At 58.6% G+C, this 22,348-nt stretch carries 21 protein-coding genes and 1 tRNA gene; 11 read left to right on the top strand and 11 right to left on the bottom strand.

The features are described 5' to 3' along the window. Window positions 1–102: 102 nt before the first annotated feature. Window positions 103–1,431, bottom strand: a complete 1,329-nt coding sequence (locus AGR2A_RS02115; RefSeq protein WP_072493800.1) for an MFS transporter — start codon at window positions 1,429–1,431, stop codon at window positions 103–105. Window positions 1,432–1,737: 306 nt separating this feature from the next. Here AGR2A_RS02115 and cyoA point away from each other — a divergent pair, with 306 nt between their 5' ends. The 9 genes from cyoA to AGR2A_RS02070 all read left to right on the top strand — a co-directional run bounded on the left by cyoA (window position 1,738) and on the right by AGR2A_RS02070 (window position 10,536). Further along, the gene (gene cyoA / locus AGR2A_RS02110) at window positions 1,738–2,811 is read left to right on the top strand and encodes a ubiquinol oxidase subunit II (protein WP_034496355.1); all 1,074 of its coding nucleotides are present in this window, start codon (window positions 1,738–1,740) and stop codon (window positions 2,809–2,811) included. A gap of 72 nt (window positions 2,812–2,883) precedes the next feature. Beyond that, window positions 2,884–4,887, top strand: coding sequence for a cytochrome o ubiquinol oxidase subunit I (gene cyoB / locus AGR2A_RS02105; protein ID WP_004439200.1), 2,004 nt, complete (start codon window positions 2,884–2,886; stop codon window positions 4,885–4,887). A 6-nt stretch (window positions 4,888–4,893) separates the two neighbouring features. After that, a complete protein-coding gene (gene cyoC / locus AGR2A_RS02100) occupies window positions 4,894–5,520 on the top strand; it encodes a cytochrome o ubiquinol oxidase subunit III (RefSeq protein ID WP_006699805.1) in 627 nt (208 codons plus the stop codon). After that, a complete protein-coding gene (cyoD, locus tag AGR2A_RS02095; RefSeq protein WP_004439196.1) occupies window positions 5,520–5,915 on the top strand; it encodes a cytochrome o ubiquinol oxidase subunit IV in 396 nt (131 codons plus the stop codon). The genes cyoC and cyoD overlap by 1 nt, the downstream gene beginning before the upstream one ends. A 173-nt stretch (window positions 5,916–6,088) precedes the next feature. Next, the gene (locus AGR2A_RS02090; protein ID WP_072494835.1) at window positions 6,089–6,850 is read left to right on the top strand and encodes an SURF1 family protein; all 762 of its coding nucleotides are present in this window, start codon (window positions 6,089–6,091) and stop codon (window positions 6,848–6,850) included. 113 nt (window positions 6,851–6,963) lie between these two features. After that, window positions 6,964–8,184: a phosphopentomutase gene (locus tag AGR2A_RS02085; protein ID WP_072493799.1), complete on the top strand. Its 1,221-nt coding sequence runs from the start codon at window positions 6,964–6,966 to the stop codon at window positions 8,182–8,184. Then, window positions 8,181–9,158, top strand: coding sequence for an adenosine deaminase (locus tag AGR2A_RS02080; RefSeq protein ID WP_072493798.1), 978 nt, complete (start codon window positions 8,181–8,183; stop codon window positions 9,156–9,158). The genes AGR2A_RS02085 and AGR2A_RS02080 overlap by 4 nt, the downstream gene beginning before the upstream one ends. Before the next feature lie 95 nt (window positions 9,159–9,253). Further along, a complete protein-coding gene (gene upp / locus AGR2A_RS02075) occupies window positions 9,254–9,883 on the top strand; it encodes a uracil phosphoribosyltransferase (RefSeq protein ID WP_004439188.1) in 630 nt (209 codons plus the stop codon). A gap of 131 nt (window positions 9,884–10,014) precedes the next feature. Next, window positions 10,015–10,536, top strand: coding sequence for a TIGR02281 family clan AA aspartic protease (locus AGR2A_RS02070; protein WP_004439183.1), 522 nt, complete (start codon window positions 10,015–10,017; stop codon window positions 10,534–10,536). On the opposite strand, the gene deoA is transcribed toward AGR2A_RS02070, so the two are convergent. The 10 genes from deoA to AGR2A_RS02020 all read right to left on the bottom strand — a co-directional run bounded on the left by deoA (window position 10,529) and on the right by AGR2A_RS02020 (window position 19,757). Continuing rightward, on the bottom strand, window positions 10,529–11,845 hold the full coding sequence (gene deoA / locus AGR2A_RS02065) for a thymidine phosphorylase (RefSeq protein ID WP_080822374.1): 1,317 nt from the start codon (window positions 11,843–11,845) through the stop codon (window positions 10,529–10,531). The two genes, AGR2A_RS02070 and deoA, sit on opposite strands and share 8 nt — an antisense overlap. Next, on the bottom strand, window positions 11,842–12,615 hold the full coding sequence (deoC, locus tag AGR2A_RS02060; protein WP_072493796.1) for a deoxyribose-phosphate aldolase: 774 nt from the start codon (window positions 12,613–12,615) through the stop codon (window positions 11,842–11,844). The genes deoA and deoC overlap by 4 nt, the downstream gene beginning before the upstream one ends. Before the next feature lie 2 nt (window positions 12,616–12,617). Further along, window positions 12,618–13,421 (bottom strand): purine-nucleoside phosphorylase, encoded by an 804-nt coding sequence (locus tag AGR2A_RS02055; protein ID WP_072493795.1) that lies wholly within the window; start codon window positions 13,419–13,421, stop codon window positions 12,618–12,620. Continuing rightward, window positions 13,421–13,837, bottom strand: a complete 417-nt coding sequence (locus AGR2A_RS02050; protein WP_004439175.1) for a cytidine deaminase — start codon at window positions 13,835–13,837, stop codon at window positions 13,421–13,423. Before AGR2A_RS02050 ends, AGR2A_RS02055 begins: the two co-directional genes overlap by 1 nt. Before the next feature lie 4 nt (window positions 13,838–13,841). After that, window positions 13,842–14,813, bottom strand: coding sequence for an ABC transporter permease (locus AGR2A_RS02045; RefSeq protein ID WP_072493793.1), 972 nt, complete (start codon window positions 14,811–14,813; stop codon window positions 13,842–13,844). 6 nt (window positions 14,814–14,819) lie between these two features. After that, window positions 14,820–15,923 carry an ABC transporter permease gene (locus AGR2A_RS02040; RefSeq protein WP_004439171.1) on the bottom strand — a complete coding sequence of 368 codons (1,104 nt, stop codon included), beginning with the start codon at window positions 15,921–15,923 and terminating at the stop codon, window positions 14,820–14,822. 7 nt (window positions 15,924–15,930) lie between these two features. Further along, entirely contained in the window at window positions 15,931–17,436 is a 1,506-nt protein-coding gene (locus AGR2A_RS02035; protein ID WP_072493792.1) for an ABC transporter ATP-binding protein, read from the bottom strand. Between the two features lie 82 nt (window positions 17,437–17,518). Further along, complete coding sequence (locus tag AGR2A_RS02030) at window positions 17,519–18,511, bottom strand: BMP family lipoprotein (RefSeq protein WP_004439166.1); 993 nt, start codon at window positions 18,509–18,511, stop codon at window positions 17,519–17,521. A 214-nt stretch (window positions 18,512–18,725) separates the two neighbouring features. Continuing rightward, complete coding sequence (msrA, locus tag AGR2A_RS02025; RefSeq protein ID WP_072493791.1) at window positions 18,726–19,376, bottom strand: peptide-methionine (S)-S-oxide reductase MsrA; 651 nt, start codon at window positions 19,374–19,376, stop codon at window positions 18,726–18,728. A 63-nt stretch (window positions 19,377–19,439) separates the two neighbouring features. Further along, window positions 19,440–19,757 carry a hypothetical protein gene (locus AGR2A_RS02020; RefSeq protein ID WP_072493790.1) on the bottom strand — a complete coding sequence of 106 codons (318 nt, stop codon included), beginning with the start codon at window positions 19,755–19,757 and terminating at the stop codon, window positions 19,440–19,442. A gap of 220 nt (window positions 19,758–19,977) precedes the next feature. Here AGR2A_RS02020 and AGR2A_RS02015 point away from each other — a divergent pair. Then, a tRNA-Ser gene (locus AGR2A_RS02015) sits at window positions 19,978–20,067 on the top strand. Between the two features lie 307 nt (window positions 20,068–20,374). Then, window positions 20,375–22,276, top strand: a complete 1,902-nt coding sequence (dnaK, locus tag AGR2A_RS02010; RefSeq protein ID WP_004439158.1) for a molecular chaperone DnaK — start codon at window positions 20,375–20,377, stop codon at window positions 22,274–22,276. The last annotated feature ends 72 nt before the right edge of the window (window positions 22,277–22,348 follow it).

Raw genomic sequence — 22,348 nt, 5'->3', positions numbered from 1 at the left:
CAAGATTAAAATCGATCCGGCGCAATAAAAAAACAAAAACGCCGCGAAATCCGACAGGATTCCGCGGCGTGACTGCTTCAGGAGTTTTTTAAATTGCCCAGATCACTCAGACGGCATTTCGAGCGTGCGGCTAAACCAGAGGGCAATAAGCGTACACAGGGCGCCCGACATGAGGTAGATGCCGACCGCGAAAAGGCCGAATTTGGACGAAAATCCGAGCGCCACGAGCGGCGCGAAGCCGGCACCGATCAGCCAGGAAATGTCCGAGGTCAAAGATGCGCCGGTGTAGCGGTACTCGCGGCTGAAGCGGGAGGCGAGCGCGCCACCCGCCTGACCGAAGGACAGGCCCAGCAGCGAGAAGCCGATCAGCACGAAAAGATAACGGCCGATATCACCGGAACTGAGGAGAACGGGGGCCACAAGGCTGAAGAGACCAATCAGGACCGCCGCGATGGCCAGAAGTTTCCGCCGCCCTATGCGATCCGCCAGAATGCCCGAAACGACAATCATGCCGCCGGCAATGATGGCGCTGACGAACTGCACGAAGAGGAAATCCGACACGCGCTGGCTGGTGTTGAGAGAAACCCAGCTCAGCGGGAAGACGGTGACGAGATGGAAGAGCGCAAAGCTCGCCAGCGGCACGAATGCGCCGGTGACAACCACCGGGAACTGCGACCGCAGCATTCTGAACATGGGACGCGGCTCCAGTTCATGCTGTTCCAGCATGGCCTGGAATTCCGGCGTCACGATCATGCGAAGGCGGGCAAAGAGCGCAAGCACATTCAGCGCCAGCGCCACGAAGAAGGGGAAACGCCAACCCCAGGCCAAAAACTCTTCACTGGAAAGCTGCGTGACGAAAACGATGAAGAAGGCGCTGGCGAGGCCAAAACCCATGGCCGCCCCGATTTGCGGCATCATGGCGTACCAACCGCGCTGCCTCGGCGGAGCGTTCATGGCGAGCAGCGAGACAAGGCCATCCCAGGCGCCGCCGAGGCCAAGGCCCTGGCCGATACGGAAAACCGCCAGCAGGCAGGGGGCCAGCATGCCAGCCTCGGCATAGGATGGAAGGAAGCTGATCGCCATGGTGGAACCGCAGAGCGTGAAGAGCGCGGCCATCAGCTTGACGGCGCGGCCGAACCTGCGGTCGATCTGGAGGAAGATCAGAGAACCGATCGGCCTTGCGATAAAAGCGAGAGAGAAGACAGCGAAGGAATAAAGCGTGGCCGTCAGCGGATCCACATAAGAGAAGAAGACATGCGGAAAAACGAGCGCGGAGGCGATGGCGTAAATGAAAAAATCAAAAAACTCCGTCATTCTCGCAAGAATGACTGCAATCGTAATGCGATCCGGATCGACCTTTACGGGGCCGGCACCGTGTCCGTTCGCCTCTGGCGCCTGCCCAAAAGATGGAGCAGCATTCGTATAACTCATAATATTCCTCCTGCGTCATGGACGAACCATTTCATGTAACGCGCAGGCTCCTCTTCCGTTGCGTTACGATGCGACGGATTGTCACACGCACCCTACGTAACGTCAATTGAAGTTTGAGAAGAAAGGCTTGCCCCACGGGCTTCCTATGCGATAATGCACGCGCTCCGCCTGTAAACGCAGCTTTGACCGCCACATGGTGCATCGCAACGATTTCGCTGCACCGCGACAATATACCTCATTTGAAAAATGATGTTCGGCAATTATTCGCGGCATAATCCAAACTGTACGAGTTCAAAGAACGTGCGCATGATCAAAAAACTCCCATCCGCCCTCCTGGCAATTCCGGCAATGCTGCTGCTCAGCGGCTGTAACCTTGTTGTCATGAATCCCTCGGGCGACGTCGCCATCCAGCAGCGCGATCTTATCATCACGTCCACGGTCTTGATGCTGCTGATCATCGTTCCCGTCATTGCCCTGACGCTGTTCTTCGCATGGAAGTACCGCGAGTCGGCCAAGGCCGAGGATTACGATCCCGAGTGGCACCATTCCACGCGCCTTGAGATGGTGATCTGGTCGGCACCCGTCGCGATCATTCTGATGCTCGGTACCGTGACTTGGATTTCCACCCACCGACTCGACCCTTATCGGCCGCTGGAGCGCATCGACGAGAACCGTCAGGTCACCGCCGATATCAAGCCGATCACCGTCGAAGTTGTGGCCATGGACTGGAAGTGGCTGTTCTTCTACCCTGAACTCGGCATTGGCAGCGTCAATGAATTCGCCGCTCCGGTCGATGTTCCGATCAATTTCAAGATCACCGGCACGACGGCGATGAACTCCTTCTTCGTTCCAGCACTGGCCGGCCAGATTTATGCCATGGGCGGCATGCAGACCAAGCTGCATGCCGTGATCAACAAGGAAGGCGTCTATGACGGCTTCTCGGCCAACTTCTCCGGCCCCGGCTTCTCGCATATGCGTTTCAAATTCCACGGCCTCAGCCAGCAGGGCTTCGACCAGTGGGTGGCCAAGGCAAAGGAAGGCGGCAAGGGCTTCGGGCGCCAGGAATATCTCGAATTCGCCAAGCCTTCGGAGCGCGAGCCGGTGCAATATTTCGCTTCGGTCGATCCGGAACTCTACAGCGCCATCCTCAACCGTTGTGTGGAGCCCAACAAGCTCTGCATGCGTGACATGATGCATATCGACGCCAATGGCGGCGGCGGCAAGGAAGGCATCGACATCGCCAAGGCGCTTAACTCCGTCGTCTGCACCCCGCTTGCGCCTTATGGCGTCGCCAGCGGTCCACAATCCACTCCGGCTGCTATCGAAGGCCAGACTTTCGAACCTGCGGCGCTGCCGGAAACCAAACAAGTCGCTGGCTGACGATACGTCCCGGCATTCTGCGGCGCGGCCTGTCCGCGCCGAATTTACGTCTTTGAATCGCAAGAGGCTAAAATGGTCGTCAACTCCGATCAAACGTCGTTCCTGTTCGGACGGCTAACCTGGGAGTCAATCCCGCTTCACGAGCCCATTCTTGTCGCCACCTTCGCGGCCGTGGCTCTGGGCGGCATCGCCGTCGTCGGCGCCATCACCTATTTCAGGCTGTGGGGCTACCTCTGGAATGAATGGTTCACGAGCATCGATCACAAGAAGATCGGTATCATGTACATCATTCTGGCGCTTATCATGCTTCTGCGCGGTTTTGCCGACGCCATCATGATGCGCGTGCAGCAGGCCATCGCCTCCGGCGGATCGGAGGGATATCTTCCGCCGCATCACTACGACCAGATATTCACCGCCCACGGCGTCATCATGATCTTCTTCATGGCCATGCCGATGATCACCGGTCTCATGAACTTCGTCGTGCCGCTGCAGATCGGCGCCCGCGACGTTTCATTCCCGTTCCTCAACAATTTCTCCTTCTGGATGACCACGGCTGGCGCCGTCATCACCATGATCTCGCTGTTCATCGGTGAATATGCGCAGACGGGCTGGCTTGCCTATCCGCCGCTTTCCGGCATCGACGGAAGCCCCGGAGTGGGGGTCGACTATTATATATGGGGTCTGCAGATCGCGGGTGTCGGAACGACGCTGTCAGGCATCAACCTGATCGTGACCATCATCAAGATGCGCGCGCCGGGCATGACCATGATGCGTATGCCGATCTTCGTCTGGACGTCGCTGTGTTCGAACATCCTGATCGTGGCATCCTTCCCGATCCTGACCGCAACGCTCGCGCTTCTGACCCTTGACCGCTACGCTGGTACGAATTTCTTCACCAACGACCTTGGCGGCAATCCGATGATGTATGTCAACCTCATCTGGATCTGGGGCCATCCCGAAGTTTATATTCTGGTACTGCCGGCTTTCGGTATCTTCTCCGAAATCGTCGCCACCTTCTCAGGCAAGCGCCTCTTCGGTTACGCGTCGATGGTCTACGCCACTGCCGTCATCACCATCCTGTCCTATATCGTCTGGCTGCACCACTTCTTCACCATGGGTTCGGGCGCAAACGTCAATGCCTTCTTCGGCATCACGACGATGATCATCTCGATTCCGACGGGTGCGAAGATCTTCAACTGGCTCTTCACCATGTATAAGGGCCGCATCAAGTTCGACGTGCCGATGCTGTGGACGATCGGCTTCATGATCACCTTCGTCATCGGCGGCATGACCGGCGTCCTTCTCGCCGTACCGCCAGCGGACTTCGTGCTGCATAACTCGCTGTTCCTGATCGCCCACTTCCACAACACGATCATCGGCGGCGTGGTGTTCGGCGTTCTCGCCGGCATCGTCTACTGGTTCCCGAAGGCCTTCGGCTATCGTCTCGATCCGTTCTGGGGCAAGCTGTCCTTCTGGTTCTGGTTCACCGGCTTCTATTTTGCCTTCATGCCGCTCTATATTCTCGGCCTGATGGGCATTACCCGCCGCCTCAGCCAGTTCGAAGACAACTCTCTTCAGATCTGGTTCCTGATTGCCGCCTTCGGTGCCTTCCTGATCGCGCTCGGCATCGCCTCCTTCGTCATCCAGCTCATCGTCAGCTTCCTGAAGCGCGACAAGCTGCGTGACGTCACCGGCGACCCCTATAATGGCCGCACGCTGGAATGGTCGACGTCTTCGCCGCCGCCGCAGTATAATTTCGCCTTCACGCCCGTCATTCACGATGTTGACGCCTGGACGGACATGAAGAAGCGCGGTTACAGCCGCCCGCTGGAAGGCTTCATCCCAATCCACATGCCGAAGAATACAGGCTCGGGCGTCATCATCAGCGCCATCAGCGTGGTGCTGGGCTTTGCCCTGGTGTGGCACATCTGGTGGCTGGCAGTTCTGTCGTTCATCGGCATCGTCGCGGTCTCGATCGCCCATACCTTCAACTACAATCGCGAATACTACATTCCAGCCTCCGACGTCTCCACGGTTGAGGCGGAGCGTACCAAGCTGCTCGCGAAACAGGCGTAACGAAACATGGCTCATACACCTGCACAAAGCGTCGACGGCGCTGAACCACCGGTCTTTTACCTGAAGGAAGACCATCATCCCGAGAACGGCACTTCGATCGGCTTCTGGCTCTACCTGATGAGCGACTGCCTGATTTTCGCCGTGCTCTTTGCCACCTACGCCGTCCTCGGCCGCAGCTATGCGGCCGGACCTTCGGGCGCGGATCTGTTCGATCTCAAGCTCGTCGCCATCAACACCGGCTTCCTGCTTTTCTCCTCCATCACCTATGGCTTCGCCATGCTGGAAATGGAAAAGCAGAAGGTGAAGACGACCCTGGTCTGGCTCGGAATCACCGGTCTCTTCGGCCTCGCCTTCCTTGCCGTCGAACTTTACGAGTTCCACCACCTGATCGAAGAAGGAGCCGGTCCGCACCGTTCGGCTTTCCTGTCGTCGTTCTTCGCGCTGGTCGGCACCCACGGTTTGCACGTCACCTTCGGCATCATCTGGCTCGTCACGCTGATGGTGCAGGTCGCCAAGCATGGCCTGATCGCGGCGAACAAGCGTCGCCTGATGTGCCTGTCGATGTTCTGGCACTTCCTCGACGTCATCTGGATCGGCGTCTTCTCCTTCGTTTACCTCATGGGAGTTCTTTGATGAGTTCCGAAGCACACGCACATCACGACGCGCATGGCGACGACCATCATCACCATGATGGCGCGAGCCACGGCACGTTCAAAAGCTACATGATCGGCTTCATCCTTTCGGTCATTCTGACGGCGATCCCCTTCTGGCTGGTCATGGGCGACGTCCTTGAAAACAAGACGCTGCTCGTCATCGCCATCATGGGCCTCGGCGTCATCCAGATCTTCGTGCACATGATTTATTTCCTGCACATGGACACCAAGTCGGAAGGCGGCTGGACCTTCATGGCGCTGATCTTCACCGTCGTGGTGCTGCTGATCACGCTCTCCGGTTCGCTGTGGGTCATGTACAACATGAACAAGAACATGATGCCGCTGCACATCGAAGATGTGAAAAACCTGCCTTAACCAGAAATTGCGGCCTGCCGGAAGCCCGGCAGGCCGCCTTCCGCGCCAACACATAACCCCATGAATCGTGGCGCGATTTATGGGGTTATCTGCTGGAAGAAGCGCATTCGGGGCGATGAGGCCCGGTCAGGTGGACGACACCTCCGCCAGACATGCTTCTCAAGGACCGTGACATGACCAAAACAACGCCCCCCAAGCGCGGCATTCGCCCCGCAGCCATCGTCGTTCTGTTTCTGACCGTCGCCCTGACAGGGCTGCTGCTGGCTCTTGGAACCTGGCAGGTCAAAAGACTTTCCTGGAAGCTCGACCTGATTGAGCGTGTCGAGGCCCGTGTGCACGCGGAACCCACCGATGCGCCCGCCGCCGGGCAGTGGCCGGCGCTCGGCGAGCCAGCGGAGTACGAATATCGCCGTGTGAGACTTTCGGGCACATTCCTCAACGACAAAGAGGTCCAGGTCTATACCGTTACCGATCTCGGCCCGGGTTACTGGGTCATGACACCGCTGAGACGAGATGATGGCACGAGCATCATCGTCAATCGCGGCTTTGTCCCGTCCGACAGGCGAGACCCGTCATCGCGACAGGAAGGTCAGCCGACAGGCCGCGCGGAGGTCATCGGGCTGATGCGTGCACCCGAAACAGGCGGGCTTTTCCTCCGCACCAATGACCCCACAAATGGACGCTGGTACTCCCGCAATATTCCGCAGATATCGCAGGCCTCCGGCCTTACGGGCGTCGCACCGTTTTATGTCGATGCCGATGCGGCACCCAACCCCGGCGGTCTGCCGGTCGGCGGCAAGACAATGCTTACCTTCCCCAACAACCATCTCTCCTACGCCATTACCTGGTACATTCTCGCGGCCATGGTCGTCGCGGCGGGCTGGTATGTGCTGCGCAATCTGAACGCCCCGAGGTCAAAGCAGGGCAAGGATTGAGCGGCCGATTTTACCGAATGGTTCACAAAACCCCTTCCTTCTTCACGTTTTGCTGATCTATAACGACAGTTCGGCCTGACATGCCCGTCGGCGCAGCTTCGTTTCGGTGAGTTATGGCAAGAGCATTTCTTCTCGTTCTGGATTCCTTCGGCGTCGGCGGTGCGCCCGATGCGGAGCACTATGGCGATCTTGGAGCGAATACGCTCGGTCACATCGCGGAATTCTGCGCTGCCGGTGCAGCTGACAGAACGGGACTACGGTCCGGACCGCTGAAGCTGCCGAACATGTGTTCGCTCGGCCTGCTGGAGATCGCAAGGCAGGCAAGTGGTGATATTCCCGCCGGCATGGAGGCGCCGGAACGCATTTTTGGCCTGCATGGCTGCGCCAGCGAGGTTTCGAAGGGCAAGGACACTCCGTCCGGTCACTGGGAGATCGCGGGAACGCCGGTGACGTTCGACTGGGGATATTTTCCGACGGAGGGCGATGCATTTTCGCCGGAACTGGTGAAAGCGATCTGCGAGGAGGCGGATCTTCCGGGTATTCTCGGCAATTGCCATGCTTCCGGCACCGAGATCATCGCGCGGTTCGGCGAGGAACATATCCGGAGCGGCAAGCCGATCTGTTACACATCTTCGGATTCCGTGTTCCAGATTGCCGCGCACGAAACGCATTTTGGCCTGGGGCGGCTCATCGCGCTCTGCGAGACGGTACGCAAACTGCTCGATCCGCTGAACATAGGCCGCGTCATCGCGCGCCCCTTCATCGGCGAAACGGTCGCGACCTTCGAACGCACCGGCAACCGCCGCGATTTTTCCGCGCTGCCACCGGAGCCTACTCTTCTCGACCGGCTTGTGGAGGCCGGCCGAAAAGTGCACGCCATCGGCAAGATCGGCGATATCTATGCCCACCAGGGCGTTTCACGCGTCATCAAGGCAAACGGCAACGCCGCCCTGATGGATGCGACGCTGCAGGCTATCGACGAGGCGGAAAACGGCGATCTCGTCTTCACCAATTTCGTCGATTTCGACATGCTTTATGGCCATCGCCGCGACGTTGCCGGTTACGCCGCCGCCCTTGAGGCTTTCGATGCGCGAATCCCCGAAATCCACCGCAAGATGGCGCCTGGCGATATCGCTCTTCTAACCGCCGATCACGGCTGCGACCCCACATGGCGGGGCACGGACCACACACGGGAAAGGGTGCCGATCATGGCATTCGGCCCGGGCATTCGCTCGCGCGATGTCGGCATTCGTTCAAGCTACGCCGATATCGGCGAAAGCATCGCCCACCATCTAGGTATCGAGGCCGGTTCTCACGGCAGGAGCTTCATTTGACATCGCATTTGCTGAAGGCGGAAATTCACTGCCACATCGAAGGTGCGGCCCCGCCCGCCCTCGTCGCGAAACAGGCTGAAAAATACGGAATCGACACCAGCAGCTTTCTGCGGGACGGCCAATATGTATGGTCGGATTTCGCTGAATTCATCCGTTGTTATGATGCGGTGGCGCAAGTGTTCAAGACGGATGAGGATTATGCCGTTCTCACCGAAGCCTATCTGACCGAACTCGCAGAAGCCAATACGATCTATAGCGAACTGATCATTTCGCCCGACCATGGCGACCGCATCGGGCTTGGCGCCGACGCTTATCTGGCCGGCATTGCCGAAGGCATCCGGATTGCAAGGGACAAGACGGGTATCGAAACCCGCATCATCGTCACAGGCGAGCGGCACTTCGGTCCGGAGCGGGTGATCGCCGCGGCCGAATATGCGGCGCGCACCCAACATCCGCTGGTGACGGGGTTCAACATGGCTGGCGAGGAGCGTATGGGCCGCGTCGCCGATTATGCGCGCGCCTTCGATATCGCACGCGATGCCGGCCTTGGATTGACCATTCATGCCGGCGAGGTTTGCGGGCCGGAAAGCGTGGCCGATGCACTCGATCTCGTCAAACCATCCCGCATCGGGCATGGCGTGCGGGCAATCGAGAATGCCGGTCTCGTTATACGGCTCGCCGAAACCGGAACAGTCCTTGAAGTCTGCCCCGGCTCCAATATTGCGCTCAAGGTCTATCCCGACTTCGCCAGCCATCCGCTGAGAGCCCTCAGCGACGCGGGAGTGCGGGTCTGCATCAACTCCGACGACCCGCCATTCTTCTTTACATCACTTGCACGGGAATATGCGCTGGCCGCCGACGAGTTCGGCTTCAGCGATGGCGAGATAAACCGCATGACCCGCACCGCACTGGAGTGTGCCTTCGTTGACGAGGCAACGCGCGGAAGGCTGCTTAAAAAACTCGACGGTGCCTGATGCAGCTGTTGGCAGGGTAAAACCACGAAGAAGGCTTGCGAAAAGCCGACTTTCGGTCAATTACAGGGGCACAAGAAAAAAGGAAGGCCAGTTTCATGGACGGCGTCACAGTCATCGAACATCCGCTGGTGCGGCACAAACTCACCATCATGCGCAAGAAGGAAACCTCCACAGCCGGCTTCCGCCGCCTGCTCAGGGAGATTTCGACGCTGCTCTGCTATGAAGTGACGCGCGATCTTGAAATGACGATGGAAACCATCGATACGCCGCTCGAGACCATTCAGGCACCGGTGCTGGAAGGCAAGAAGCTGGTTTTCGCCTCCATCCTGCGCGCCGGCAACGGCCTTCTGGAAGGCATGCTCGAACTGGTGCCTTCGGCGCGCGTTGCCCATGTCGGCGTCTATCGCGACCACGATACGCTTGAGGCCGTCGAATATTATTTCAAGGCTCCCGAAAGCCTCGATGCCCGTCTGGTCATCGTTGTCGACCCCATGCTGGCGACCGGCAACTCCTCCATCGCCGCCGTAGAAAAGCTAAAGGAGCGTGGTGCGAAGAACATCCGCTTCCTGTGTCTTTTGGCAGCCCCCGAAGGCATCAAGAATTTCCGTGAGGCACATCCCGATGTGCCGATCTACACCGCCGCGATCGACAGGCATTTGAACGAGAAGGGTTACATTGTCCCCGGCCTCGGTGATGCCGGCGACCGCATGTACGGCACCAAGTAACCATTCATCATCGCTTAACCTTTTACGCCATTCGCCGCCCGATCAGCGGCGGGTGGCTTTTTCTTTTAAGATTTCGGCATGTTTTGCGTCTATTCTTGCCAGGGGTAACCGGCCCTCGGAGGAGTGAAGACTTGCTGGCGCGCGCGATTTTTCTGCTTGTTGGCCTTTCCATCGGCGCCACGCAAATACCCGTTCTGATGGACAAATTTCAGCCGCGCCCGGAAAGCAGCGTAGCAAAAACCGAAATTGTCGCCGAAGCAGCCAAACCCCAGCCTGTTTCGTTGGGCGGAGTCAATCTGAAAGCTGACGCCCGCGGCCACTTCAACGCCACCTTTCGTATCAACGGCAAATCATTCGACGGACTTATCGACACCGGTGCTTCAACGGTTGCCATCAATGAGACGATTGCACGTCGGCTCGGATACGGCGTCAACAGTCTGGATTTCAAATACGCGATCTCAACCGCCAACGGTCAGACCATGGCCGCCTATGTGAAGCTCGACCGGGTGGAGATAGGCACGATCCGCGTGCAGAATGTCGACGCCATGGTGCTGAAGGACAATGCACTGAGCAACATGCTGGTCGGCATGAGCTTCCTGAAGCAATTATCGTCGTTCAAGGTTTCTGGCGGCGAAATGCGGCTGGTCAGGTGATCCGCTCGATAACGGGTGCAGCGACTTCCGGCGCGTCGTCGCTGATTCCATAGCAGGCCGTTATCGCTTTAATGGCGTAGGCTGCGTCTTCTCCGGACGCTGCATGGACAATGGCAATCGGTTCTCCCTTTTCCACCTTCATCCCAAGCGGCAGGATATTCGAAATACCAACGGCGGGATTGATCCTGTCCGAGGGTTTTCGTCTGCCGCCGCCAAGTCCGACGACGGCGATGCCGAGTTCGCGCGTTGCGCAGGATGTCAGCCAGCCGCTGCTCACGGCCTGGACCGGAAGAGTGACTGGCGCGGACGGCAGATAAAGGAAAGGATTTTCAACGAAATCCGTTGGCCCGCCCAATGCCGAAATCATTCGCGCGAAAATTTCCATTGCCCGACCGGAGGAGAGGGCGGCCGACGCCAGTGCTGCGCCTTCTTCTAGTGTGGCCGTTTTTTGAGCCTGCACGAGCATTTCCGCCGCGAAAGACAGAACCACGTTTTCCAGACGGCTACCAGCCTTGCGACCAGCCAGAAAATCGAGACAATTGACGATTTCAACGGCATTGCCGGCGGCATCGCCAAGCGGCTGGTTCATATCTGTTATCAGCGCCGTTGTCGGCAAACCTGCGCCAACAGCCACATCGACCAGCGCGCGGGCGAGCGTCCGTGCATCGTCAATGCTTTGCATAAAGGCGCCGTTGCCGACCTTGACATCAAGCACAAGCGTCTGCAGCCCGGCCGCCAGCTTCTTCGACAAGATGGAAGCCGTAATCAGCGGTATGGAATCGACCGTCGCGGTCACATCGCGAATGGCATAGAGGCGTCTGTCAGCGGGGGCGAGGTCACCCGTCTGACCGATGATGGCACAGCCGACCGTCTTCACCGCCCGGCGAAACAGAACCTCGTCCGGCATGACATTGTAACCGGGAATCGCTTCCAGCTTGTCCAGCGTGCCGCCGGTATGCCCAAGGCCCCTGCCGGAAATCATCGGCACAGCGAGACCACAGGCGGCTACGATCGGGGCGAGCATCAGAGAGACATTGTCTCCAACGCCACCGGTCGAGTGCTTGTCGGCAACCGGCCTGCCGATATCGCTCCAGGACAGGACATCACCGCTGTCACGCATGGCAAGTGTCAATGCCACCATCTCATCCCGATTCATGCCACGGAAAAACACCGCCATGGCAAAAGCCGCCGCCTGCCCTTCCGAGATGCCGTCTTTCGACAGCGCTTCGATGAATGCGGCGATCTCCTGCGGCGAGAGCGCCAGGCCATCGCGTTTGCGGCGGATGGTTTCCTGCGGGATCAAGCTCAATACCCGATGGCGGTCCTGGCGGGCTCTCCGCCGGCCAGAACGTTCAGCACGTCGTCAAGGAGACCTGAAGCGCCGAAACGGAACGTCGAAGGCATGGCCCAGTTCGGCGCCATGATGGTTTCCGCCAGCCGCAGGTAAAGTGTCGCGTCCTCCACGGTACCGATCCCGCCGGCCGGCTTGAAGCCCACCTTCTGTTTGCTGTCGCGGATCGCCTGCAACATGATGTCAGCCGCCTCCAGCGTGGCGTTGACGGCAACCTTGCCTGTCGAGGTCTTGATGAAATCGGCGCCTTCGGCAATGGCAATTTCGGAAGCCCGACGGATCAGGGCCTTGTCCTTCAGCTCGCCGGTTTCGAGAATGACCTTGAGCAGCACGGGTGTAGCGCAGGCCTTGCGAACGGCGGCCACCATGTCGGAAACCGCGGTTTCATCGCCCGCGATGAATTTGCGATAGGGAATGACAAGATCGATTTCATCCGCACCGTCGCGGATCGCCACCTCCGTTTCCGCGACCACGGTTGCGACATCAAGATCACCCGACGGAAAATTGACGACCGTTGCAATGCGGATCGTGTGATCCTTTCCGAAGGCGGCGCGCGCCTGCGCCACGAAACGCGGCCAGATGCAGATGGCGGCCGTATTGCCAAACTCCGTATGCGCCCGCTGGCAGAGCGCGGCGATCTGCTGTGGCGTGCAGTCTTCCTTGAGGTTGGTGAGGTCCAGCAAGGACAAAGTGAGGGCAGCCGCTTCGCGCGGACGCTGGAGTTCCATGGTCACGCTCCTCCTGCGATCATTTCCTTCAGAATGGCGGCAAGCCTTTTGCCACCCACGGGAGCCATGTCCTTGGTTTCTTCATGGCTCAGTTCCGCGCCGGTCATGCCGGCACCGTAATTGGTAATAACCGATGCGGCAGCGACGCGCATCCCGAAAAAGCGCGCAAGGATGACTTCCGGCACGGTAGACATGCCCACGGCATCCGCCCCCAGCAGCCGCGCCATGCGGATTTCCGCCGGTGTTTCGAAGCTGGGGCCAGAGAACCACATATAGACACCGCCGAACAATGGCACCGTCGCACGGATGGCGGCATTGCGCATGGCAAGCATAAGATCAGGATCATAAGCCGTCGTCATGCCGACGAAGCGGCGGTCGCTTTCTTCGCCGATCAGCGGGTTCATGCCGGAATAATTGATGTGATCGGTGATCTGCATGACGGAGCCGGGTGGCATATCCTGCCTGACCGAGCCCGCCGAATTGGTGAGGATGAGCGACTGCACGCCCAGGCCGGCGAGCGCTTCGATGACCGGGCGCATCGCTGCGGGATCACCCTTTTCGTAGAAATGGACCCGACCCGACAGCATCATGACGGGCTCACCGCCGAGATAACCGGCCACCAGTTCGCCCGCATGGCCGGAAACGCCGCCAGCAGCTGGAAAGCCGGGCAGCTCGGTGTAAGGAATGCGGATCGGCTCGCTCACCTCTTCCACCAGCGATCCCAGACCGGAGCCAAGCACGATGGCGACGCGCGGCATGAGGCCGTTCAGGCGGTCCACCAGAATGTCGATCAAACCGTCGGTCATCAGGGCAGCTCGGTCTTGAAGACGGAGGGTAGCAGTTCTTCCATGGTCATGACCTTCTGGACGCCGGTTTCGTCACAAAGATAGATCTTTGTCTCCGGCGTGGCGAACTCGGCGATCTTCTGGCGGCAGCCGCCACAAGGAGAGCAGAGCGGCAGCTTCTCGGCGATAACGGCGACTTCATTGATCTTTTTCGCCCCGCCCATGATCATGGCGCTGATGGCTGATGGTTCTGCGCACCAGCCCTGCGGGAAGGAGATGTTCTCGATATTGGCGCCCTTGTAGATCTTGCCGTCTTCGGCGCGGATTGCCGCACCGACGGGAAATTTTGAATAGGGGGCATGGGCGAAGGCCATGGCCTCTACTGCCGCCTCAAACAGGGCATGGGCCTGCGGATCGGATTTCGGGTCGGAGGACATGGGGTTAACGCTCCTTCGCATAAGCAACGCCACCGGCCTTTGGGGGCTTGGCAACGCCGATGAAACCCGCAAGCAGGATGCAGGTCAGAATATAGGGCATGGCCTGGAATATCTGCACCGGCACTTCGCCGATGCCAGGCACGGATTTACCCTGCATGAAGTTCGCGACAGCATCCAGAAAACCGAACAGAAGGCAGGCGAACATAACCGGCACCGGCTTCCATTTCGCAAAGATCAACGCCGCGAGCGCGATGTAGCCCTTGCCCGCCGACATGTTGGCGATGAAGGCAGCGGATTGAGCCACAGCAAGATAGGCGCCCGAAAAACCGCAGAGAAAACCGGCGACAATGACAGCGCGGAAGCGCATCCACGTCACCGAGATACCAGCCGTATCGACAGCGCCCGGATTTTCACCGACCGCGCGCAGGCGCAGGCCGAAACGCGTTCGGTAAAGCACCCACCAGGACAGCGGCACAGCCAGGAAGGCAAGATAGGTGAGGATGTTGTTGCCGGAAATGACGTTTGCATAGAGCGGGCCGATGAAGGGAACCTCGCGCACGGCATCAGCACCGGGCAGGATGATCGGGGCAAAACGCCCCTCGCCCGGAAGCTGCGGCGTGCGTCCGCCCTGGCCGAACCAGGCCTGTCCCAGCACCACGGTCAGGCCGGCGGCAATGAAGTTCAACGCCACGCCCGACACGATCTGGTTGCCGCGATTGGTGATGACAGCAAAGCCGTGGATCAGCGAGAACAGGATCGAGACGGCAATACCGGCCAAGAGGCCGGCCCAGGGGTTCGCCGTGATATAGGCAACGCAGGCGGAAGCGAAGGCCGCTGCCAGCATCTTGCCCTCAAGGCCGATATCGAACACGCCGGCCCGCTCGGAAAAGAGCCCGGCCAGTGCGGTAAAGAGAAGCGGAATGGTGAGACGAACGGTCGAGCCCAGAATGCTGACCAGCATATCGAAGAAATCCATATCAGCTCACCCCTTTGCCAGACGCTGGTAAATGCGGACGATTGCAGGCCGGTACATATATTCCAGCGCGCCGGCGAAAAGGATCACAAGACCCTGAATGACCACGATCATCTCGCGGGTAATGTTGGGCATCTCGAAGGAAAGGTCTGCGCCGCCCTGATAGAGAATGCCGAACAGCAATGCCGCGAAGATGATGCCGAGCGGATGGCTTCGGCCCATCAGCGACACGGCGATACCGACGAAGCCCGCACCGGCGACGAATTCCACCTGCAGACGGGCCGACGCGCCCATAACCGGGTTCAGCGCCATCATGCCCGCCAGACCGCCTGAGATGAGCATGGCGATGATGACGGTGCGTGCATAGGGAATACCGGCATAAATGGCGGCGGAGGGGCTGATGCCGAGCGTGCGCATTTCATAACCGAGCTTGGTGCGCCAGATGAGCACCCAGACCAGAAAACACATCACCAACGCTATCAGGAAGGAGACGTTAAACGGCGCCGGACCAAGCTTCAGGCCGAAGAGAGCCATCAGCCAGTCGAGTTTCGGCAATTGGCCGCCCGGCAGAAAAGTACGGGTTTCCGGCGCCATCTTGCCGGGCACGATCAGCACGTTCACCAGCAGGTAAACCATCAAGGCCGCAGCAATGAAGTTGAACATGATGGTGGTGATGACCACGTGACTGCCGCGTTTTGCCTGCAGCCAGGCCGGAATGAAGGCCCAGGCGGCGCCAAAAACAGCAGCGCCGATGACGGCGAAGGGCATCGTCACGTACCACGGCACATAACGATCGAGTGCCAGCGCCACCAGCGCCGCGCCAAGGCCACCGACATAGGCCTGACCTTCGGAGCCGATATTGAAGAGCCCGGCATGGAAGGCGACGGCGACGGAGAGGCCGGTGAAGATGAAACTCGTCGTATAAAACAGCGTGAAGCCGATGGCATCACCACGGCCGAGCGCCCCTTCGATCAGCAGGCGCAGCGCCGCAAGCGGGTTTTCACCGATGGACCAGACAACGAGGCCGGAAATCAGAAAGGCGGTAACGACATTGAGAAACGGCAGGAGGCCGTAAGTAATCCAGTTTGGCAGCGGTACGGAAGCGGTGCTCATTCATGCCTCATGCGGCGATGCCGGCCATCATCAGGCCCAGCGTCTGTTCTTCGGCTTCCGCCGTTTTTTCTCCGACGACCCGGCCTGCGAACATGACCATGATCCTGTCCGACAGCGACCGGATTTCATCGAGTTCGACGGAAACCAGCAAAATCGCCTTGCCAGCATCGCGCATTTCGATGATGCGGCGATGAATGAATTCGATCGCGCCGATATCCACGCCGCGTGTCGGCTGGCCGATTATCAGCATCTTGGGGTCACGCTCGATTTCACGGGCGACAACGATCTTCTGCTGGTTGCCACCGGAAAAGTTGGCGGTCTTCAGCTGCGGGTTTGGCGGGCGGATATCGTATTTCTCGATCTTCTCGACCGCATCCCTGCGAATGGCCTCGGGGTTGAGGAACGGCCCTTTGCCGTAACGTTCGTCGTGATGATAACCAAGGATGGAGTTTTCATATTCCTCGAATTTCAGCACCAGCCCCATATGATGGCGGTCTTCCGGGATGTGGGCGAGGCCAAGCCTGCGTAAAATTGCGGGATCGGGGCGATCGACCTTCTGTCCGTCGACCCAGATTTCGCCGGAATAGGGCTTTCGGATGCCAGCGATGGCTTCCAGCAGCTCCGACTGCCCATTGCCTGCAACACCAGCTATGCCGACGATTTCACCGGCGCGAACATCCAGCGAAACGTCGTCAACCATGGTGACGCCGCGGCTATCCTTGACGGTGAGATTGCGGATAGAGAGCAGAACATCGCCAGGTATGGTCTCACCCTTTTCGACACGGAGCAGCACCCGGCGGCCGACCATGAGTTCTGCCAATTCCTCGACGCTGGTCTCGGACGTCTTGCGGGTCGCCACCATCTCGCCACGACGCATGACGGAGACGGAGTCCGTGATCGCCATGATCTCGCGCAGCTTATGGGTGATGAGAATGACTGTCTTGCCCTGATCACGCAGCACGCCGAGGATCTTGAACAGGTGATCGGCCTCTGCCGGCGTCAGAACGCCGGTCGGCTCGTCAAGGATCAAGATTTCCGCGCCACGATACATGGCTTTCAGAATTTCGACGCGCTGCTGGAGGCCGACTGGCAATTCCTCGATCACCGCATCGGGATCGACTTCCAGTCCATAATCGTCCTCCAGGCGCTTCAGCTCCCTGCGTGCACCAGCCCGGCCGTTGGCCAGCAGCGCACCGCCTTCTGCGCCCAGCATGACATTTTCCAGCACGGTAAAATTTTCGACCAGCATGAAGTGCTGATGCACCATACCGATACCGGCATTGATGGCGGCCTGACTGTCGCGGATCGAGACCGGCGTGCCGTTCACCCGGATTTCACCGGCATCCGCCTGGTAAAAACCGTAGAGGATCGACATCAAAGTCGACTTTCCGGCACCGTTTTCCCCGATGATGCCGTGGATCGTACCCCTGGCAATTGTCAGATTGATGTTCTTGTTGGCGTGTACGGCACCGAATTTCTTGTCGATGCCCACGAGCTCGATTGCAGGGTCCATATTCAAATCGAAACCTCTCCGAAGGCTGGATATGAAAAGGGCGCAAGATGAAAAACATCATGCGCCCCAGCCACATATCATATCATTTCGGGCAGGAATTGTCCGCCATGTAATCATGGACCTTGACGGCGCCGGAGATGATGTCGGCTTTGGCCTTATCCACGGCAGCAGTCATTTCAGGCGTGATGAGCGCCTTGTTGTTATCATCGAGCGCGTAGGCAACGCCGTCTTCCTTGACGCCGAGAGCGACGATGCCAGGCGTGAACTTGTCATCCTTGGCATCCTTATAGGCATTGTAAACGGCCAGATCGACGCGCTTGACCATCGAGGTCAAAACCGAACCGGGATGCAGGTGGTTCTGGTTGGAATCGACGCCGATCGAGAATTTCTTGTTGTCGGCGGCAGTCTGGAGCACGCCGATACCGGTCGCACCGGCTGCCGCGTAAATCACGTCCGCGCCCTGATCGATCTGGTTTTTGGTAAGCTCGCCGCCGCGCACAGGGTCGTTCCAGGCAGCGCCGGTGGTGCCGGTCATGTTCTGGAAGACTTCGATCTTGTCGTTGGCAGCCTTGGCGCCTTGAGCGTAACCACAGGCGAACTTGCGGATCAGCGGAATGTCCATGCCGCCGATAAACCCGACCTTGCCGGTCTTGGAAGCCATGCCGGCCAGCAGACCGACGAGGTAAGAACCTTCGTGCTCCTTGTAGACGACCGAGCGGACGTTCGGCAGTTCAACGACGGAATCGACGATGACGAACTTGGTGTCGGGGAACTCGGCGGCAACCTTTTCCATGGCCGACGTCCAGGCGAAGGATACGGCGACGACAGGGTTGAAACCCTTGCTGGCGAAGTTGCGGATGGCCTGTTCGCCCTGCGTGTCGCTGGTCGGTTCGAAGTCGCGGAATTCGATGCCCGTTTCCGCCTTGAACTTTTCAGCGCCGGCCGCAGCGGCCTCGTTGAACGACTTGTCGAACTTGCCGCCCGTGCCATAGACCAGCGCAGGCTTGATATCCGCGGCGAGCGCGGAGGCCGACATCGCGGCAAGCGCAAAAAGCGTCAGAAGGGATTTTTTCATTGTGCAGCCCTGTTGTTGCAATTGATATTTTAAGGGTCCTCCCGCAATCCCGTTTCCCGGGAATGTCTGCGGAACCGCCAGCCGTTATACCGGCTGTGCTTGCCTCATATCCTTGCATGGCTCAATGAAAAATTCATCCGGTTTTTTTGACCCGGTGGAAAAACTTTGATCTGGCGATTTTTTAGTCTTTCCACCGGGCAGAACTGCAAAAAAACTAGTCGATATTACAGCTTACGCCGGTTCCCCTGAGGCCGCAGTAGCCACCCGGGTTCTTGGCAAGATATTGCTGGTGATAGTCCTCAGCATAATAAAACGTTTCAAGCGGGCCGATCTCGGTGGTGATGGCGCCGGCATGGCCAGCCTCTTCCAGAGCCTGCTGAAATGCGTCTCGAGCTTTCTGCGCCTGCTGCAGCTGCCCTTCCGTCGTCGCATAAATGGCGGAACGATAGGTCGTGCCGATGTCGTTGCCCTGCCGCATGCCTTGAGTGGGATCGTGCTCCTCGAAAAATATCTTCAAGAGCGCCCCGAGCGAGATCGTCGCCGGATCGTAGACAACCTTGACCACCTCGGCATGGCCCGTCTGACCCGTCGTCGTTTCCTGATAGGTCGGATTGCGGGTAAAGCCGCCGGCATAACCGACCGCCGTCACCCAAACGCCGGGCGTCTTCCAGAACAACCGCTCCGCGCCCCAGAAGCAACCCATGCCGAGATAGATGGTCTCGAAGCCATCCGGATAAGGCCCCTTCAGAGGTCTGCCGTTGACGAAGTGAAGTTCCGGCACAACGAGAGCCTCTTCACGGCCAGGCAACGCCGTCTCTTCGGTCGGCATCGTCGTTTTTTTAGAAAGCGTATCGAACAGGAACATTCGGTCCTCCATGCGGCCAGTTCCGCCGCTTCTCACGGTTCACATCGGCGGGCGCCAGCCCCGTCAGACCGACAAACGTCTCGACGCCTTGTATTTTCTGTAACCGGCCATCCAGCAGAGGAGGGACAGAGCGAGGAAAAAGGCAAATGCAGGCAGTGCCGACAGGGCATTTTCTATGAAGCGCCACGCTTCAGGGTGAATATAGTGAGCCAGAGACGCTTCCACCATGGTTCGCGAAGCAGGAAGAAGATAGTTCCAGACTGACAATATGCCGGTGATGGTGACTGATGACGTGGAAACAGAGCGGATCGAATCCAGCACACCCAGAAAAATCGCTGCGGCGAGGAAAAGAAAGCTCAAAAACCGCAAAAAAGCTTTCATTGGGATACCTCGCTCACGGTCTGCCGCTTAGGGCAGCCACATTTTGAAACATTTCCTGCATGGATAAAGGCCGGAAAACGCGATTGCAATCGCATCGAAAGGCATGAAATTGCCGACAATTCAAAAAACTGTCAGATTCGTGTTGATCCCTGCGAATTCATCGGTATATATCGCGCCGTTCCAGTGATTTGCATTCTTCATGACATGCAGACTTGAAAAAGGACAGGTGGCCGAGTGGTTTAAGGCGCACGCCTGGAACGCGTGTGTGCGTGAAAGCGTACCGTGGGTTCGAATCCCACCCTGTCCGCCATTTCGCCCACTTCAAACCATTATAATGGCATCCCGGAAGTCCTTGTGCCTGCGGCGCCGGACGACTGCGCAGCATAGCGTCAAAGTCGCGTTTTTCGGCTTACGCAAGCCTTGATGGCTATGCATCTGCAAAGAAAGAGTTTCCGGCGCTTTTTTGCTGCCTTTCCCCTGCTCTTGCGCCTTGCAGCCGCAAAAATCGCTCCTTATATACGCCGCATAACAGCAGCGAAGGCTGCAAATCCAAGTCAAGGTGCTGTCAAAGGAATGCCTCACGGGGTTCAGACAGCGCGCTTCAAGGAGAGAAGAGCATGGCAAAAGTAATCGGTATCGACCTTGGCACAACCAACTCCTGCGTCGCAGTGATGGATGGCAAGGACACGAAAGTTATTGAAAACGCGGAAGGCGCACGTACCACGCCGTCCATGGTGGCATTTTCCGACGATGGCGAACGCCTTGTCGGCCAGCCGGCCAAGCGCCAGGCGGTCACCAATCCGACGAACACCCTGTTTGCGGTAAAGCGCCTGATCGGCCGCCGTTATGAAGACCCGACCGTCGAGAAGGACAAGGCTCTTGTTCCTTTCGAGATCGTCAAGGGTGACAATGGCGACGCCTGGGTGAAGGCGCAGGACAAGAATTATTCCCCTTCGCAGATTTCCGCGATGATCTTGCAGAAGATGAAGGAAACCGCTGAAGCCTATCTCGGTGAAAAGGTCGAGAAGGCCGTCATCACCGTTCCCGCCTACTTCAACGACGCGCAGCGCCAGGCAACCAAGGATGCCGGCCGCATCGCCGGCCTTGATGTTCTGCGCATCATCAACGAGCCGACCGCGGCAGCACTCGCTTACGGCCTCGACAAGAAGGACGGCAAGACGATCGCCGTTTATGACCTTGGCGGCGGCACCTTCGATATTTCCGTTCTGGAAATCGGCGACGGCGTCTTCGAAGTGAAGTCCACCAACGGCGATACCTTCCTTGGCGGTGAAGACTTCGACATGCGTCTGGTCGAGTATCTTGCCGGCGAGTTCAAGAAGGATCAGGGCATCGACCTGAAGAACGACAAGCTCGCTCTGCAGCGCCTCAAGGAAGCTGCTGAAAAGGCGAAGATCGAACTGTCGTCCTCGCAGCAGACCGAAATCAACCTGCCGTTCATCACGGCTGATGCTTCCGGTCCGAAGCACCTGACGCTGAAGCTGACCCGTGCGAAGTTCGAAAGCCTGGTCGACGACCTCGTGCAGCGCACCGTTGCACCTTGCAAGGCAGCGCTCAAGGACGCCGGCGTCTCCGCTTCCGAGATCGATGAAGTCGTTCTCGTCGGTGGCATGAGCCGCATGCCGAAGGTGCAGGAAGTCGTCAAGCAGCTGTTCGGCAAGGAGCCCCATAAGGGCGTGAACCCTGATGAAGTTGTTGCCATGGGCGCGGCCATTCAGGCTGGCGTTCTGCAGGGCGACGTCAAGGACGTTCTGCTGCTCGACGTGACCCCGCTGTCGCTCGGCATCGAAACGCTGGGTGGCGTCTTCACGCGTCTGATCGATCGCAATACGACGATCCCGACGAAGAAGAGCCAGACCTTCTCGACCGCCGAAGACAACCAGTCGGCCGTGACCATCCGCGTCTCGCAGGGTGAGCGCGAAATGGCGCAGGACAACAAGCTGCTTGGTCAGTTCGACCTCGTTGGCCTGCCGCCGGCACCGCGTGGTGTTCCGCAGATCGAAGTTACCTTCGATATCGATGCCAACGGTATCGTGCAGGTTTCGGCCAAGGACAAGGGCACCGGCAAGGAACAGCAGATCCGCATCCAGGCCTCCGGTGGCCTTTCTGACGCCGACATCGAAAAGATGGTCAAGGACGCCGAAGCCAACGCTGAGGCCGACAAGAAGCGTCGTGCGGGCGTGGAAGCCAAGAACCAGGCTGAAAGCCTCATCCATTCCACCGAGAAGTCGGTGAAGGAATATGGTGACAAGGTTTCCGAAACCGACCGCAAGGCGATCGAAGACGCCATTGCCACCCTGAAGACCGCGGTTGAGGCTTCCGAGCCTGACGCCGACGACATCCAGGCGAAGACCCAGACCCTCATGGAAGTCTCCATGAAGCTCGGTCAGGCCATCTATGAAGCGCAGCAGGCCGAGGCTGGCGATGCTTCCGAAGGCGGCAAGGATGACGTCGTCGACGCTGACTACGAAGAAATCAAGGACGACAAGAAGTCCGCATAATCGCGCGACTTTCCGTCTCCTGACAATTTATGCAAGACATCCGGCTGCCGCGTGCAGCCGGAAATCCATTTG

The sequence above is a fragment of the Agrobacterium genomosp. 2 str. CFBP 5494 genome (genome assembly GCF_900013495.1).
Taxonomy (GTDB): Bacteria; Pseudomonadota; Alphaproteobacteria; order Rhizobiales; family Rhizobiaceae; genus Agrobacterium; species Agrobacterium pusense.
The sequence above is the reverse complement of the archived record's forward strand: the minus strand, read 5'-3'. Positions and strand labels throughout refer to the sequence as shown.